We start from the raw sequence: 13,726 nt of genomic DNA, 5'->3' as shown, positions 1-13,726 counted from the left end.
GTTGTTATAATTCAATTGAAGCCGCATTATTTAGCGCTTCTACGGCACCACGGTTGAGCTCTTCCAAGATAGCCGCTACAGGGCGAACTTCTTTGAGTTGGCCACAAACCTGGCCTGCCATTACCGAGCCACGAAGCATATCTCCATCAACTACAGCTCTGCGAAGGCCTCCAAGTGTAATCTGCTCCAGGCGCTCTCGATCTGCACCCTCAGCCTCAAGCTTCAAATACTCTCTTGCCATTTCGTTTTTGATGATACGAACTGGCGCTCCCTGTGAACGACCAGTCACAGTTGTTGCATTATCCTTTGCCTTAATAAGTGCCTGCTTGTAATTGTCGTGAATTGGGCACTCCTCTGAAACAAGAAGACATGTACCAATCTGTACACCACATGCACCAAGCAACATAGCTGCTGCCATCTGCTCTCCTGATGCAATTCCACCTGCTGCAATTACTGGTACATCCACTGCTGCAACTACCTGTGGAAGCAAAGTCATTGTTGTCATATCACCTACATGACCACCTGATTCTCCGCCTTCCGCAATGATTGCATCTGCACCTGCTCTTACCATGATTTTTGCCAAAGCAACCGATGCAACTACAGGAAACACCTTAGCTCCCATAGCTTTCCAACCAGCCATGTACTTACCAGGATTTCCTGCTCCAGTTGTAATGAACTGGACCTTTTCCTCGATAAGCATCTGAGCAATATTATCCACATCTGGATTCATCAACATCAGATTCACACCAAATGGCTTGTCTGTTTTGCTTTTGCATATTCTTATTTGTTCTCTCAAGGCTTCGGCATTCATACCGCCACTGGCTACCAAACCAAGTCCACCCGCATTAGAAACCGCCGCAGCAAACTCACCAGTAGCAATGTTTGCCATGCCGCCTTGAATAATCGAATACTTTGTACCTGTTAAATCTCTAAGTTTCATATCTACCACTCAAGTACCACGGCGCCCCATGTTCGGCCGGCGCCGAAAGCGCACATCAGTACCTTGTCTCCTTTTTTAATCTTTCCGCCTTTGACAGCTTCATCCAAGGCTAAGCCAACGCTTGCCGCCGATGTGTTGCCATATTTTTCTATGTTTACTACGAATTTATCCATAGGCTGTTTAACCTTTTTTGCTATGGACTCTATGATTCTAAGATTTGCCTGATGCAATACAAAGTAATCAATTTCATCGTAGGTTAAATTCGCTTTTTTAACTGCCTGCTCTATTACCTTTGGAACTGTTGCTACTGCAAATTTGTATGTTCCCTGACCATCCATGTGAATGTATCCATCTGGAGATTTGATGTTAATCATTTCCTCATCACCATCCACGCCAATCACTGACGAATACAGTGAATCAGCTGGTTCAACAACAACTGCTGCAGCACCATCTCCAAATAATACGCAAGTACTTCTGTCTGTCATGTCCATCTTTTTAGAAAGAACTTCCGCTCCAATCAAAAGACCATACTTGGCATTTCTCGCCATCATAAGTGCTCTGATGGTCTCCATTCCAAAAATAAATCCAGAACATCCTGCTCCAATATCAATGGCGATAATGTCATTTGAAAGTCCAAGTCTTCCTTGTATCAAGCATGCAGCTGAAGGAGAAAAATAATCAGCTGATACCGTGCAAACAACAACTACGCCAATGTCGTCTTTATTGATTCCCGCATTCTCAATAGCTTCCTTAGCAGCCATCTCTGCAAGATATGTATGATTTTCATCACCAGTGATATGATGTCTTACGCTCATACCAGTTCTTTGCTTTATCCACTCATCACTTGTTTCAACAATTTTTGCTAAATCATCGTTGCTGACAAGCTTCTTTGGAGCATAGGCTCCTGTCCCTAAAATCCTTATTCCAGTCATTTACACATTTTCCATTCTTTCTGAAGTTGTTTCCTCCAAATACTCCTTATCGAAATATCTGAACTTTTCATATCTGTGAGTAATCAACTGTTCTGCACTTTTATTCTCAAGTTCCTTCAATGCTGAAGATATCTGTTTATCGATTCTTACATATAATCTGCTGTATTTATCAACATTGTCTGTTTCTGACACAAGCTCAAAACCAGTGCCACGTTCAGAAATTATTCCATCTATTACGCCAAATCCTAAAAGATCCTTTGCTGTAAGTTTCATTACCTCAGCAGCTTCATCTCTCTTTGCACTATCGTGCCAAAGAATGGAAGCAAAGCCTTCTGGAGAAAGAACTGAATAAATGGCATTTTCCAACATATAAACTTTGTTTGCTACAGCTATTCCCAAGGCTCCACCACTGCTTCCCTCACCTGTTACTATGGTGATGATTGGAACCTTAATATCACTCATCTGTGCCAAGTTGTTTGCAATAGCCTGAGCCTGCCCATACATTTCTGCTTCAAGCCCTGGATATGCACCAGGAGTATCCACAAATGTAATGATTGGTCTGCCAAACTTTTCTGCCTGTTTCATCAATCGAAGTGCTTTTCTGTAGCCTTCAGGCCCTGGCATACCAAAGTTGCATGTCATGTTTTCCTCTGCTGTGCGGCCCTTTCTGTGACCAAGCACAGTCACCGGTCTGCCATGGAACATTGCTATTCCACCATATATACTGGCATCTTCCTTACCTAAAAAATCTCCCTTTTGCTCAAAAAAATCCGTAAACAGATTATCGATATAATCTGTAATCTTTGGTCTGTCTTTATCTCGTGCGTTTAGAACTCTATCAATAGCCTTCATCTGATTCCTCCTTAACTGTGAAGCTTCAGCAGCTTTCCAAGAGTGTTTTTCATATCCTCCCGCTTAACTATCTGATCCACAAATCCGTGCTCTTCCAAAAACTCCGCTCTCTGGAAGCCTTCAGGTAGCTTTTGACCAATTGTCTGTTCAATAACTCTTGGCCCTGCAAACCCGATGAGAGCACCCGGCTCAGCTAAAGTAATATCTCCTAAAGTAGCAAAGCTTGCGCTAACACCGCCGGTAGTTGGATGAGTGAGAACTGTAATATATAATCCACCAGCTTCTTTGAACTTTTGGATTACAGCACTTGTTTTAGCCATCTGCATAAGGCTTAGGATTCCTTCCTGCATTCTAGCTCCACCGCTTGCTGTGAATATTATCAGTGGTAGTTTGTTTTTCATTGCGAACTCAGCAGATCTACAAACTATCTCTCCAAGCTCCATTCCCATAGATGCCATCATAAATTTCTTGTTCATAATGGCAATCACAGTCTTGTAACCATCTATCTGACATGTGCCGGCGATGATTGCATCATGAAGATTTATTTCACTTCGTAGTGCCTCTTTCTTTTCAACATAACCCTCAAACTCAAGGGGATTTGTCTCTGGAAAAGTGAACTTGAATTCTTCAAAGGTGCCATCATCTGCAATGTCATTAAGTCTGTCCCACACATCATATTCCTTTACAGGTTTGATGGCTGGCTCCAACATTTCTGTTGGATTCTCACGCAAATCTTTGTATCTATTGAATTTGTTTTTTCTTTGATCTACAGCACTTATCATTCATTATCCTCTGGATATTCTGATGCAGCTTTGTCCCAGGAAAGGATTTCATCCAAATGTTCCTCGATAAAGCTAACATTGTAATTTCCTTTTATAAAATCAGGGTGATGCAAGAGAAGATAATCAAAATCTCCATTTGTTTTGATTCCCTCTGTAACAAGCTCCAAAAGAGCTCTTCGCATACGCCTGATTGTTTCAAGTCGCGTAGGTGCATGAACAATTATCTTTGCCATCATGGAATCATAAAATGGACTGGTTTCATATCCGTTGTACAAAAGTGTGTCCACTCTGACTCCAGGTCCTCCAGGCACATTTAAAAAAGTAATTTTGCCTGTGTTAGCCATAAAATTCTTTGCCGGATCTTCTGCATTTATTCTGCACTCCATGGCATGGCCTTTGATGTTTACATCCTTCTGCCTTATTTTTAATGGCTCATGAAAAGCTATCCTAATCTGTTGTTTGATAAGGTCAATTCCGGTAACGGCTTCAGTAACGCCATGTTCCACTTGAATTCGTGTGTTCATTTCGATGAAATAATAATGATTCTTTTCATCCAAGACGAATTCTACAGTACCAGCATTTGTGTAGTTGGCTGCTTTTGCTGCAGCAACTGCCGCCTTTCCCATAGACTTTCGTAAGTCTTCGTTTATATACATACATGGACTTTCTTCAATCAACTTCTGATTCTTACGTTGAATTGAACAGTCGCGCTCCCCTAGATGAATCACATTACCGTGCTCATCCGCTAAAATCTGGAATTCAATGTGTCTCGGATTTACAATCAGCTTTTCCAGATACATTTCATCATCATTGAAGCAAGCCATTGTTTCTGCCTTCGCTTCATCGAAAAGCTTTTTCAAATCCTCTGGTTTATAGACACGACGCATTCCACGTCCGCCGCCACCTGCACTGGCCTTGATCAAAACAGGATAGCCAATCTTCTTAGCTATTTTTTCTAGTTTGCTGTAGTCCGCAACTGGACCATCCGATCCTGGGACCACAGGAACTCCTGCTTTCATCATCATTTTTCGTGCTGCCGCCTTATTTCCCAGCGCATCCATTGCATCAGCTGTTGGACCGATGAATGTGATTCCGGCTTCATTGCACTTTCTTACAAATGTAGAATTCTCCGAAAGGAATCCAAAGCCAGGATGTAACGCGTCGCACTCCATAACCTGAGCAGCAGTTATAATAGCATCCATATTCAAGTAACTGTCTGCTGCTCGGGCTGGACCAATACAAATACTTTTAGTAGCAAGCTTCACATGAAGAGAATCTTTGTCAGCAGTTGAATAAACTGCAACTGACTCCACATTCATCTCCATGCAGGCTCTAATAATTCGAACTGCAATCTCACCGCGATTAGCAATCAAAATACGTTTAAACATAACTAATCTCCTATTAAGAATAGTGGCTGTTCAAATTCCACCACATCCTGATTCTTTACAAAGATTTTTTTGATTACTCCATCCTTTGGTGCGGTGATTTCACTCATCATCTTCATGGCTTCAATTAAGCAGAGCACCTGTCCTTTTTTGACAGTGTCCCCCACCTGTACGTATGCATCCTCTTCTGGAGAAGGAGCTGCATAAAAAACTCCTACTAAAGGTGCCAATACTTGTTCACCATCTAATTGTAATTCTGGGCTGTTATCCACATTATCATTATTATGTGCAGGTGATGATTGTTCACATACCTGTGTGGCATTCTCCACAACAACCTTCTGCTCAGAATACTTTTTCAACTTTATTTTTGTATTGTCTATTTCTACTGACAGATAAGAACTTTTACTTTCATCAAAAGCCTTCAAAAGTTCTTTTACATCTTTTAATTCCATGATTATTTATGTGCCTCTAAGTAATTTACGATATCTGCAACTGTCTTGATTTCAGCCATTGCATCTTCATCAATTGTGATACCTGTCTTTTCTTCAACTGCAAGGGAAAGCTCTACTGCATCAAGGGAGTCAGCACCAAGATCATCAAAAAGATTTGCCTCCATTGTAACTTTCTCTGCTGCACAGCTAAGTGTATCAATAATTACTTCCTTTACTGTCTCGAACATAATATTCTCCTTTTCTTTTATCTTAATTTAATTAGTTAAAATGTTTTACATTAACCACCACCTATGATAGCTAAAAAAATTTAGAAGTCAACACAAATCTATAAAATCTTTTAGATAATTATTCTCAAAAAAATAAGGACGCCCTGATTTTACAAGGCGTCCTTGATAATTTAAATTTCTATTTATTTTTTAAGCTCAAAGCGTTCAACCAATCCCTTTAATGAGTCGGCATGTTCATTCATTTCGTAGCTAAGCGCAAGTGATTCTTCAGATGTAGCAGCATTGTTCTGACCAACAGATGAAATCTCGCTAATGTTAGCAGACATTTCTTTTACAGAAGCAGCCTGTGAATTTGAAGCCTCAGCAATAGTCTTAACCTTATCTGCAATTCCCTGAACCTGAGAAACCATACCATTTAGCTTCTCAGCTGTATCGTTTGCAATAGCAATACCTTCCTGTACACTCTGAAGTGATGCATTAATAAGGCCCGCTGTGTTTTGAGCAGCTTCTACAGTCTGACCTGCAAGCTGTGAAACCTCTGTAGCAACAACCGCGAATCCCTTACCAGCCTCACCAGCTCTTGCAGCCTCGATTGACGCATTAAGAGAAAGAAGGTTTGTCTGATCAGCGATAGCATTGATTGTATCGATAATCTTTGAAATTTCCTGAGATGATGATGAAATTGCATCCATAGCATTAACAACATCCTGCATTCTCTGGTTGCCTTCAACAATATTCTGAGCAACCACTTCAACTTCCTTAGAAATCTGTGTTGCATCTGTTGAATTGCTTGAAATCTGATCTGTAATATTGTTAACAGTAACAGACAAATCTTCTACGATATTTGCCTGAGATGTAACTGTATCTGCAAGATTCTGACCAGCACCTGCAATCTGATTTGCTCCATCAGATACCATATCAGATACTTCCATAATCTCTGTCATAGAATCTGAAATCTGCTGTGAGAATGATTCAATAGATGTTTGGATTGCTCTGAAATCTCCATCAAAATTCTTTTCAAAACTAATATTGAAATTGCCGTTTGCCATTGTAGACATCTTACTTCCAATTTCATCAATATAGAATGACAAAGAATCTACAGCTGTTCTCAATTCATTTACAACCTTACCAATTTCATTATCAGCTTCATAATCAATTTCTACATGTACATTACCTTCAGCAATTTCTTCAGTAGCCTTCGCAAGTACAGCCAAATCATTTTCAATTGTTTTAATAAGCGTATCAGCCTTCTTCTTACTGATTGAACTTACAACTATAAGTCCTCCTACAAGAACGACTACTCCAGCAACAATAATTATAAGGATTGCTTTATATTTTGATGCTGCAGCCTTTTCTGCCAATTCACCTGTTTCATCAAGTGAATCTGCAAGAGTCTCTGATACTTCATTCAATGTGGAATTATAGTATTCCAATGCGCCTGCTGTATCCCCTGCTTCCACTAAATCAAGCATCTCATATGATGCCTCTTCAAAAGCTTTCCAGTTTGTTGTAAGGCGATTTCCCAAATCCTCGTTATTTAAGTTAGAAGATATTGTAGAGAAGTAGCCTTCAATCTTTGGAAATCTTCCTTCCAAATCTTCCTTCTGCGCTGCAGTAACATCAGAATCGCTAGATGCTAGTGCAAAAAGAAGTCTCTTGTTAATTGTCTGGACATCCTTTCTGATTTCCATCTGATATGTCTCTGTTACAAACTGAACATTATAGAAGCTATAAATATTCGCAAATACCAAGCCAAAGAATATCAGCATTAAAACAGTTACAAGTAAAAACATTTGGATTGTAAATCCAGAAAAGATACCGAGTTGACCGGCTATTGTAGCCTTGTCTCTTTTTAATCCTTTTTTAGCCTCCATCTTTTACCTCCGCTTTGAACTGTAGAATATTACACAGTTACCGTTTAACGCTATTATAAAATAAAGATTTTTCATTATGGGATTTTTCACAACATGTTCATTAAAAGTTCTATATTTGTTGATATAATGCTCCACAAGGAGCGAAAATTATGGATTTATCATTTGTTAGACGACTTGGAGCATTCATATATACATTGATTCTTCTTTTATTCATTGGCTTCGGTTTCTGCTATTCAAACGAGGTCAAATATGAATATAGAGAAAATACTGTGTATTTTAGTGATTACTGGAAGGTTAATGGACGCCTTATCACCTTTCCTTATAGCAACCAAGACGTTTTCACTATTACAAATACTCTTCCTACTGTCTATGGCGATCAAATGCTGGTTCTACGAGCTTATTATGATTCTTTTGAAGTAGCAATCGATGGTGATGTAATTCTAGAATCAAGAGACAGTTATCTATTCGGCCACAAAACAAATATAGGTCAGAAGGAAATATGGATTCCATTGGAATATAAATACAGCGGCCACGATATATCTGTTACCATTGATTTGCAGGATTCCCTATATGGTTCCCAGCTTACAGAAGGTTTTATCACCACACGCTCTTCTTATGGTATCCGTCAAATGCAGCAAAATATCCCTTCATTAATCTTGTTTGTTGTATTTACGGTAACTGGTATCTTGGAAATGATTGTTTCCGGCTATTTTATAGTAAAACGTACCGCCTTAATTAGAAAGCTTACTTTTGAAGCCCTCTTCTATGCTGGTGCATTCTCAATCATATCAGCCCAATGGATTATTAATGAAACCCGTGTTCCATTTGTAATCTGGGGACATATGACAGGTTTTTCAATATTAAATGTAATCTCATTTATTCTTATGCCTATGTTGTTCTTTGAAATATCACGAGCATTATTTACTCGTATAGGCAAAGTCGACAATATAATTGATAGCGTCATAGCCCTGGCTATCGTTCTTAGCTGTCTATTTGCTACCATTGGTATTATTGAATGGGGCGCAGTTGTATATGTGGCCCACGCCATTGATTTGCTTGTAATGATCATGGTTGGATACTATTCATACACCACTGTAAAAGATGAGCAAAAGGCAAAAACAGGTGTAGGCATTTCCATTGCCAACTTTATATTCATTTTATTTGCAGGAATTGCATTGGTTCAATATTTAAACCATATCTATTACAACTACTTACTCATTGTTATCATTGATTTGATGATATTCATTATGGTTCAAATAGGATTGATTTACCGCAGAATTGGCCTGAATGTAAAAGAGGAAAAAGAATTTGCCCAAGCAAAGGTTTACGCATATACAGATGAAATGACAAAGCTTGGCAACCGCCGTCATTTCTATGCCATAGTAGGAGATTATGAAAAACAGAAACTGCCAAAGGATTTGACCTATATAGCAATAGATGTAAATAGATTAAAATACACAAATGATAACCTAGGTCACGATGCAGGTGACGAATTATTAATTGGTACAGCTGAATGTCTTAGAAGAGCTTTTAACACCTCTTCTACCAGCACAATTGGCCGTATGGGTGGAGATGAGTTTGCTGTTCTTTTAGTTGCAAACGAGACAGAATTAAACAGAAGACTTTTCAATTTAAAGCATTACCTTTCACATTGGAGAGGAAAATATATTGATGGAATTTCGATTTCTTTGGGATATGCCTCTGTACGAGAAGATCCTTATGCAACTGTAGATACTCTTGCAAAGCTTTCTGATGAAAGAATGTACGAAGATAAAAAGCAATATTATGAGGAAACCGGTTTTGACCGCCGGTCCCCTCAATAAATCATAACTATTTTACTAATCCAAAGCCAAGGATTGTAAATTTATTTCGAATATCATCTGATTCGACGCGAATCTCAACATGATGTGCCGCTGTATTCTTCTGGTTTATTAAAATCAGTGGATTGCAGTGGCACCATCTGTTTACGTATGGATCTAAGTCTCTAACAAACTCTCCATCTACATAAGCTTTTGCTACGGCTCCATCCACTTCTCCTGTGTCCTTCATAATAACTACAAGAGCTTTGCATTCCACATCTACCGTAAATACGTTGTCAGTATTCTTGCTGCCATCATACATCCAGTTATATGGGAATTCTGGTGTCAGTTCCAAATCCAACTCACGCTCAACAGACTGAAGCACTGTATCCGTATATACGAATCCACCTGGATTGATAGTCAGCATATCAGTATTATCTTTTTTATCAACTAAAATTACATTATCAAAAGAATTTCCTATAGCAGGCTTTGCTTCAAAATCAGGATCATATTCCTTATCTTTAGCTGCCTTTTCCATAATGGTCTGCATAAGATTAATGAGGCAAGCAGCCATAATAGTATGTCCCAAATTTGTTGGATGAAACATATCATAGAAGAACTGATTCTTTGTAATAATACGTTTTGCCCTATCATAAAACTGAGGTACTAAAGAATCCTTCACACTAACCATAGGTAATTCATATCTGATTCCTACTGGCTTTAATCTATCCTGAAGGTTGAAATCATCTGCAAATACAGAGAACAATAAAATTACCGCTGGCTCATAATCAAGCTTAAGAATCTTTCTTACAAGACTCTCATAGCAGTCGCCCTGTGTCTCATCGCCTTCATCATTTACAGCAAATTCCACAATTACAAGGTCTGGCTTAATCTTGCCATCGTTAGTTACATCTCTATCAAATCGTAGCATACCAAGTTCTGAAGGAGTGCCGCCGACACCGGCTTTTACATAATGAATATTATCGCCGTCTCCAAGAAGCCTCTTGAAGCCTACAAAAGACTTATAAGCGTAACATTCTGTATTTATCGGAGTTGCGCCTGCCCCCTGAGTGATTGAACCGCCGATATAGGCTATAGTCACATCCTTACCGGCTTTCGCTTTTTCAATAAGCTTTCCAATTCGCTTCGTATTTCCAATCTGCATCAGAGAATTGGAAATCATATCCTTATACTCTTTTGAATCCACATCTACAGGAGATTCCTCTTCCTGCTCCGGTGCTTCAAAACCATCGTTTAGATATAAGCGAAGTGTGATAAAGCCTCTAGCCTTTTCATCCTCTGATGTAAGAATAATCTGGCCTGGTACATTGTCATCCTCTTTCCACTCCACATCCTTTAAATACAGCCTCTGCTCAGAACCATCAGCTGGAATGGTAGCATAAATATTTGCGCCTCCACCGTACTGATCCTTTTTGCCATAAAACTGAAATCTAAAATCTATAGATTGGTCCTTGTCCTCCATTTCAATGGACACACCAATACTATGCACAAGCTTTTTAAAACCATCTACCGTTTCAAGGAGCTTCAACATCTCTTTATCATGCACATTTCCTGTCACTTCCGCACTGTTTGGCAGTCTACATGCATCCTGATAAAGCTCCGTTCTCTTTCCATAAAACTCTTTTTCCTTCATAGTGAAGAAAAATCCCCTATTCTTTTCTGGATCTGTTGGTGCTTTAACCATATTCCCCCACTCTCCTTACTATAAATTTATTTCATAGTATAAAAAAAATCCCACATCATCTACACAAAATTTGCGATGAATGTGGGATAAATTGCTATTTCGATATTCAGTTATTAATTATTGCCCTTAAGAAGTGGTCTAAGTGGCTGATAAATTAAAATTGTAATAATTGCTGAAATCATGCCCTTTACAAATGTAAATGGTACATTGAAGAATAGCAAGCACTGCTCAATTGAACTAATCTTTGCAAATGGAGCAACTACCTGGTATGCTGCGATGATTGCTTCCTTTGACATAAAGTTGTAGTACACTGGATAAACAATAAAAAGGTTTGATGGGAAGCTAATTGCACCCATAATCAAAGCACCAACAACAGCTCCTACAATCGCACGCCCCTTTGTCTTTTTTCTGTGATAAATCAAACCTGCTGGAAGCACAAAGCTTGCACCTAAAATGAAGTTTGAAAGCTCGCCTACACCACCAGTCTGTGTCATTGTCAAATGAAGAAGATTCTTAATAAGACAAACAATAACGCCCCACACTGGTCCCAATGCAAAAGAAGCAATAAGTGCTGGAAGCTCAGATAAATCAAGCTTAATAAAGTTTGGCATAAGAGGAATAGCAGTATCTAAAAACATCAATACGAAAGCTGCTGCCGAAAGCATTGCTGTCACTGTCATATTCCTTACATTTACTCTGCTCTGCACCTTGTTACCTACTCCTTGTCCTGTCATTTGTGTTGAATCCATAATTCAATCCTCCTAAAAATAAAATATTATTAAAATTTAGGAAGTCTCCAAAAATTAATTGCACACAATATAATAGCCCTGAGATTACTCTCAGGGCCTAATTACTATATCGCTTCTTCTTTCATCCAGACTATACTGTCGGTACTGGAATCTCACCAGTTCGGCCCGAAGGCTCGCGGACTTTACCGCCGGTCAGGAATTGAAAACCACCGTTTTCGCACCTTGCCCTGAAGATTTCCTATTTAATTGAGTACAATATACTACACTTTCCCCCGCAGTGCAACCCCTTTTTATGGATGTTCCTTTAGGGCGTAGGCGATGTTGATGGCGTGGTCGGCGCATCGCTCCAGGTCAGTGACCATGTCAGAGAAGATTACACCGGCAACGGGCTCGCATTTGTTCTCCATGAGACGCTCTACGTGGTGGTTGATGAGCTGCTTCTCCTGCTTATCTACTTTCTTTTCAAGCTTTTCAATCTTGTCTAGGTTCTCGTAGTTTTCAGAAGTGAAAATATCGATGGCAAGCTCAACCTCTTCCATAGAGTTGTCAGCCATTTCCTTAAGTTCCTTGGCTGCCTTCTTTGAAAGCTTTGTCTTTTTATTCTTCATACGAGTTGCATACTCGATGATGTTTTCAGCATGGTCAGAAATACGCTCAATATCGGTAACTGCAATAGTGATTGCAGATATACGACGAAGCATAGCAGGTGTAAGGTTCAAAGTTTGAAGCTTAACCATTGCATCCTGAATAGCGTGGTTGAGGATGTTAACTGTTTCCTCGCGCTGCTCTACGTCCTCAACCTTTTCAGGTGAGTAGTCAAAGAAGCAGTCGATGGCTTTTTCAAAGTTTTCAGCTGCGATAGCACCCATTCTGGCTGCCTCAAGCTGTGCCTGGTGAATAGCCATGTTTGGTGGCACGTTGTTGACCTGAGTCATGAATACAAGCTGTCTGTCCTCTGCTGCACGAGTCTCCTCTGGAAGCTTTGGAATAAACATGTATGTAAGCTTAATAATGTAATCAGTGAATGGGAAGATAATACAAACTGCTAAAATAGCGAAGATTGTATGTGTGTTAGCTATCTGACGGGCTGGATCAGATGATGTAGACTGAATCCATGTCAGAAGTGGTGTTACATTTATAATAATTACGATTACAATTGCTCTTATTACATTAAACAAAAGGTTCAAAATAGCTGAACGCTTGCCGTTTCTGTTTGCTGTAAGTGATGCCAAAAGGTTTGGTGTAACTGAACCAATGGCTGCACCGATAATCAAGTAAACTGCTACATTGTAGTCCAATATTCCCTGCACAACGAATGTCTGGAAGATAACTGTTGCGGATGATGAGCTCTGAAGTAATGCTGTGAATGCAATACCAAATACAAGCGCTACAAATGGATTTGTTAATCCAGCAAGGAAGTTCTTAAACATCACTGAATTTGCAAGTGGTGCAATGGATGCCTTCATGATAGTGATCCCCTGGAAAAGCATACCGAATCCCATAAAGAAAGAACCTAAATGCTTAACAATATCTCTCTTCATGAAAAGATACATTACTGCACCGATAAACAAAATGAATGGTGTAAATGTAGCAATATTAAAAGCTGTAATCTGTGCTGTGATTGTTGTACCGATATTGGCACCTAAGATAACGCCGATGGCCTGTGAAAGCGCCATCATACCTGAATTTACAAAACCAATAACCATAACATCGGTTGCAGATGAACTCTGAACCAATACTGTCATAGCTATACCAACGATGACTGCTACAAATTTGTTTGTAGTAGCCTTCTCTAGAATAACCTGAAGATTATCTCCACAGCTGTTTTTTAAGCCTGTAGACATAATCGACATTCCGAAAAGAAATAGACCCACTCCACCAAGAAGTGATAATATCTCTGCTAAAGTCATTATTTTCTCCTTCTACCGTACTTTTCCTTCACGAAAAGTAAAATCCTTAATCCTTCTTTTTTTAGTCCTTGATAATCATAACATGTTAGAATGCCATTGTCTAAGTATTTTCTATGATA

Annotated in this window: 12 protein-coding genes and 1 riboswitch; of the genes, 1 reads left to right on the top strand and 11 read right to left on the bottom strand. The window is 39.3% G+C overall.

Annotation, left to right across the window (positions count from 1 at the left end):
* Nucleotides 1-4: 4 nt before the first annotated feature.
* The 8 genes from BMY66_RS09800 to BMY66_RS09765 all read right to left on the bottom strand — a co-directional run bounded on the left by BMY66_RS09800 (nucleotide 5) and on the right by BMY66_RS09765 (nucleotide 7,444).
* Complete coding sequence (locus BMY66_RS09800) at nucleotides 5-940, bottom strand: nitronate monooxygenase (RefSeq protein WP_090395005.1); 936 nt, start codon at nucleotides 938-940, stop codon at nucleotides 5-7.
* Nucleotides 941-942: 2 nt separating this feature from the next.
* The gene (locus BMY66_RS09795) at nucleotides 943-1,872 is read right to left on the bottom strand and encodes a beta-ketoacyl-ACP synthase III (protein WP_090395004.1); all 930 of its coding nucleotides are present in this window, start codon (nucleotides 1,870-1,872) and stop codon (nucleotides 943-945) included.
* A complete protein-coding gene (accA, locus tag BMY66_RS09790) occupies nucleotides 1,873-2,724 on the bottom strand; it encodes an acetyl-CoA carboxylase carboxyl transferase subunit alpha (RefSeq protein ID WP_044935750.1) in 852 nt (283 codons plus the stop codon).
* 11 nt (nucleotides 2,725-2,735) lie between these two features.
* A complete protein-coding gene (locus BMY66_RS09785) occupies nucleotides 2,736-3,506 on the bottom strand; it encodes an acetyl-CoA carboxylase carboxyltransferase subunit beta (RefSeq protein WP_177175644.1) in 771 nt (256 codons plus the stop codon).
* Complete coding sequence (gene accC, locus BMY66_RS09780; RefSeq protein WP_044935747.1) at nucleotides 3,503-4,894, bottom strand: acetyl-CoA carboxylase biotin carboxylase subunit; 1,392 nt, start codon at nucleotides 4,892-4,894, stop codon at nucleotides 3,503-3,505. The genes BMY66_RS09785 and accC overlap by 4 nt, the downstream gene beginning before the upstream one ends.
* A gap of 2 nt (nucleotides 4,895-4,896) precedes the next feature.
* The gene (gene accB / locus BMY66_RS09775; protein WP_090395003.1) at nucleotides 4,897-5,343 is read right to left on the bottom strand and encodes an acetyl-CoA carboxylase biotin carboxyl carrier protein; all 447 of its coding nucleotides are present in this window, start codon (nucleotides 5,341-5,343) and stop codon (nucleotides 4,897-4,899) included.
* Between the two features lie 2 nt (nucleotides 5,344-5,345).
* Complete coding sequence (locus BMY66_RS09770) at nucleotides 5,346-5,570, bottom strand: acyl carrier protein (RefSeq protein WP_330371737.1); 225 nt, start codon at nucleotides 5,568-5,570, stop codon at nucleotides 5,346-5,348.
* Between the two features lie 182 nt (nucleotides 5,571-5,752).
* Entirely contained in the window at nucleotides 5,753-7,444 is a 1,692-nt protein-coding gene (locus BMY66_RS09765) for a methyl-accepting chemotaxis protein (RefSeq protein WP_090395002.1), read from the bottom strand.
* 149 nt (nucleotides 7,445-7,593) lie between these two features.
* On the opposite strand from BMY66_RS09765, the gene BMY66_RS09760 reads away from it, so the two are divergent.
* Nucleotides 7,594-9,267, top strand: a complete 1,674-nt coding sequence (locus BMY66_RS09760; RefSeq protein WP_090395001.1) for a GGDEF domain-containing protein — start codon at nucleotides 7,594-7,596, stop codon at nucleotides 9,265-9,267.
* A gap of 7 nt (nucleotides 9,268-9,274) precedes the next feature.
* Here the strand turns inward: BMY66_RS09760 and BMY66_RS09755 are convergent, their stop codons facing one another.
* The 3 genes from BMY66_RS09755 to BMY66_RS09745 form a co-directional block, all read right to left on the bottom strand.
* Nucleotides 9,275-10,948 carry an SGNH/GDSL hydrolase family protein gene (locus BMY66_RS09755; protein ID WP_090395000.1) on the bottom strand — a complete coding sequence of 558 codons (1,674 nt, stop codon included), beginning with the start codon at nucleotides 10,946-10,948 and terminating at the stop codon, nucleotides 9,275-9,277.
* Nucleotides 10,949-11,061: 113 nt separating this feature from the next.
* Nucleotides 11,062-11,697 carry an ECF transporter S component gene (locus BMY66_RS09750; protein ID WP_242843740.1) on the bottom strand — a complete coding sequence of 212 codons (636 nt, stop codon included), beginning with the start codon at nucleotides 11,695-11,697 and terminating at the stop codon, nucleotides 11,062-11,064.
* A gap of 109 nt (nucleotides 11,698-11,806) precedes the next feature.
* A riboswitch (FMN riboswitch) is annotated at nucleotides 11,807-11,936 on the bottom strand.
* Nucleotides 11,937-11,987: 51 nt separating this feature from the next.
* Nucleotides 11,988-13,607: a Na/Pi cotransporter family protein gene (locus BMY66_RS09745; protein WP_090394999.1), complete on the bottom strand. Its 1,620-nt coding sequence runs from the start codon at nucleotides 13,605-13,607 to the stop codon at nucleotides 11,988-11,990.
* Between the last annotated feature and the right edge of the window lie 119 nt (nucleotides 13,608-13,726).

The sequence above is a fragment of the Pseudobutyrivibrio sp. C4 genome (genome assembly GCF_900111635.1).
In the GTDB taxonomy this organism is placed as follows: Bacteria; Bacillota; Clostridia; order Lachnospirales; family Lachnospiraceae; genus Pseudobutyrivibrio; species Pseudobutyrivibrio ruminis.
The sequence above is the reverse complement of the archived record's forward strand: the minus strand, read 5'-3'. Positions and strand labels throughout refer to the sequence as shown.

Excerpts from the sequence above, each read along its gene's own strand:
- BMY66_RS09800 (WP_090395005.1), bottom strand. The coding sequence starts at position 940 with ATGAAACTTAGAGATTTAACAGGTACAAAGTATTCGATTATTCAAGGC.
- BMY66_RS09795 (WP_090395004.1), bottom strand. The coding sequence starts at position 1,872 with ATGACTGGAATAAGGATTTTAGGGACAGGAGCCTATGCTCCAAAGAAG.
- accA (WP_044935750.1), bottom strand. The coding sequence starts at position 2,724 with ATGAAGGCTATTGATAGAGTTCTAAACGCACGAGATAAAGACAGACCA.
- BMY66_RS09785 (WP_177175644.1), bottom strand. The coding sequence starts at position 3,506 with ATGATAAGTGCTGTAGATCAAAGAAAAAACAAATTCAATAGATACAAA.
- accC (WP_044935747.1), bottom strand. The coding sequence starts at position 4,894 with ATGTTTAAACGTATTTTGATTGCTAATCGCGGTGAGATTGCAGTTCGA.
- accB (WP_090395003.1), bottom strand. The coding sequence starts at position 5,343 with ATGGAATTAAAAGATGTAAAAGAACTTTTGAAGGCTTTTGATGAAAGT.
- BMY66_RS09770 (WP_330371737.1), bottom strand. The coding sequence starts at position 5,570 with ATGTTCGAGACAGTAAAGGAAGTAATTATTGATACACTTAGCTGTGCA.
- BMY66_RS09765 (WP_090395002.1), bottom strand. The coding sequence starts at position 7,444 with ATGGAGGCTAAAAAAGGATTAAAAAGAGACAAGGCTACAATAGCCGGT.
- BMY66_RS09760 (WP_090395001.1), top strand. The coding sequence starts at position 7,594 with ATGGATTTATCATTTGTTAGACGACTTGGAGCATTCATATATACATTG.
- BMY66_RS09755 (WP_090395000.1), bottom strand. The coding sequence starts at position 10,948 with ATGGTTAAAGCACCAACAGATCCAGAAAAGAATAGGGGATTTTTCTTC.
- BMY66_RS09750 (WP_242843740.1), bottom strand. The coding sequence starts at position 11,697 with ATGGATTCAACACAAATGACAGGACAAGGAGTAGGTAACAAGGTGCAG.
- BMY66_RS09745 (WP_090394999.1), bottom strand. The coding sequence starts at position 13,607 with ATGACTTTAGCAGAGATATTATCACTTCTTGGTGGAGTGGGTCTATTT.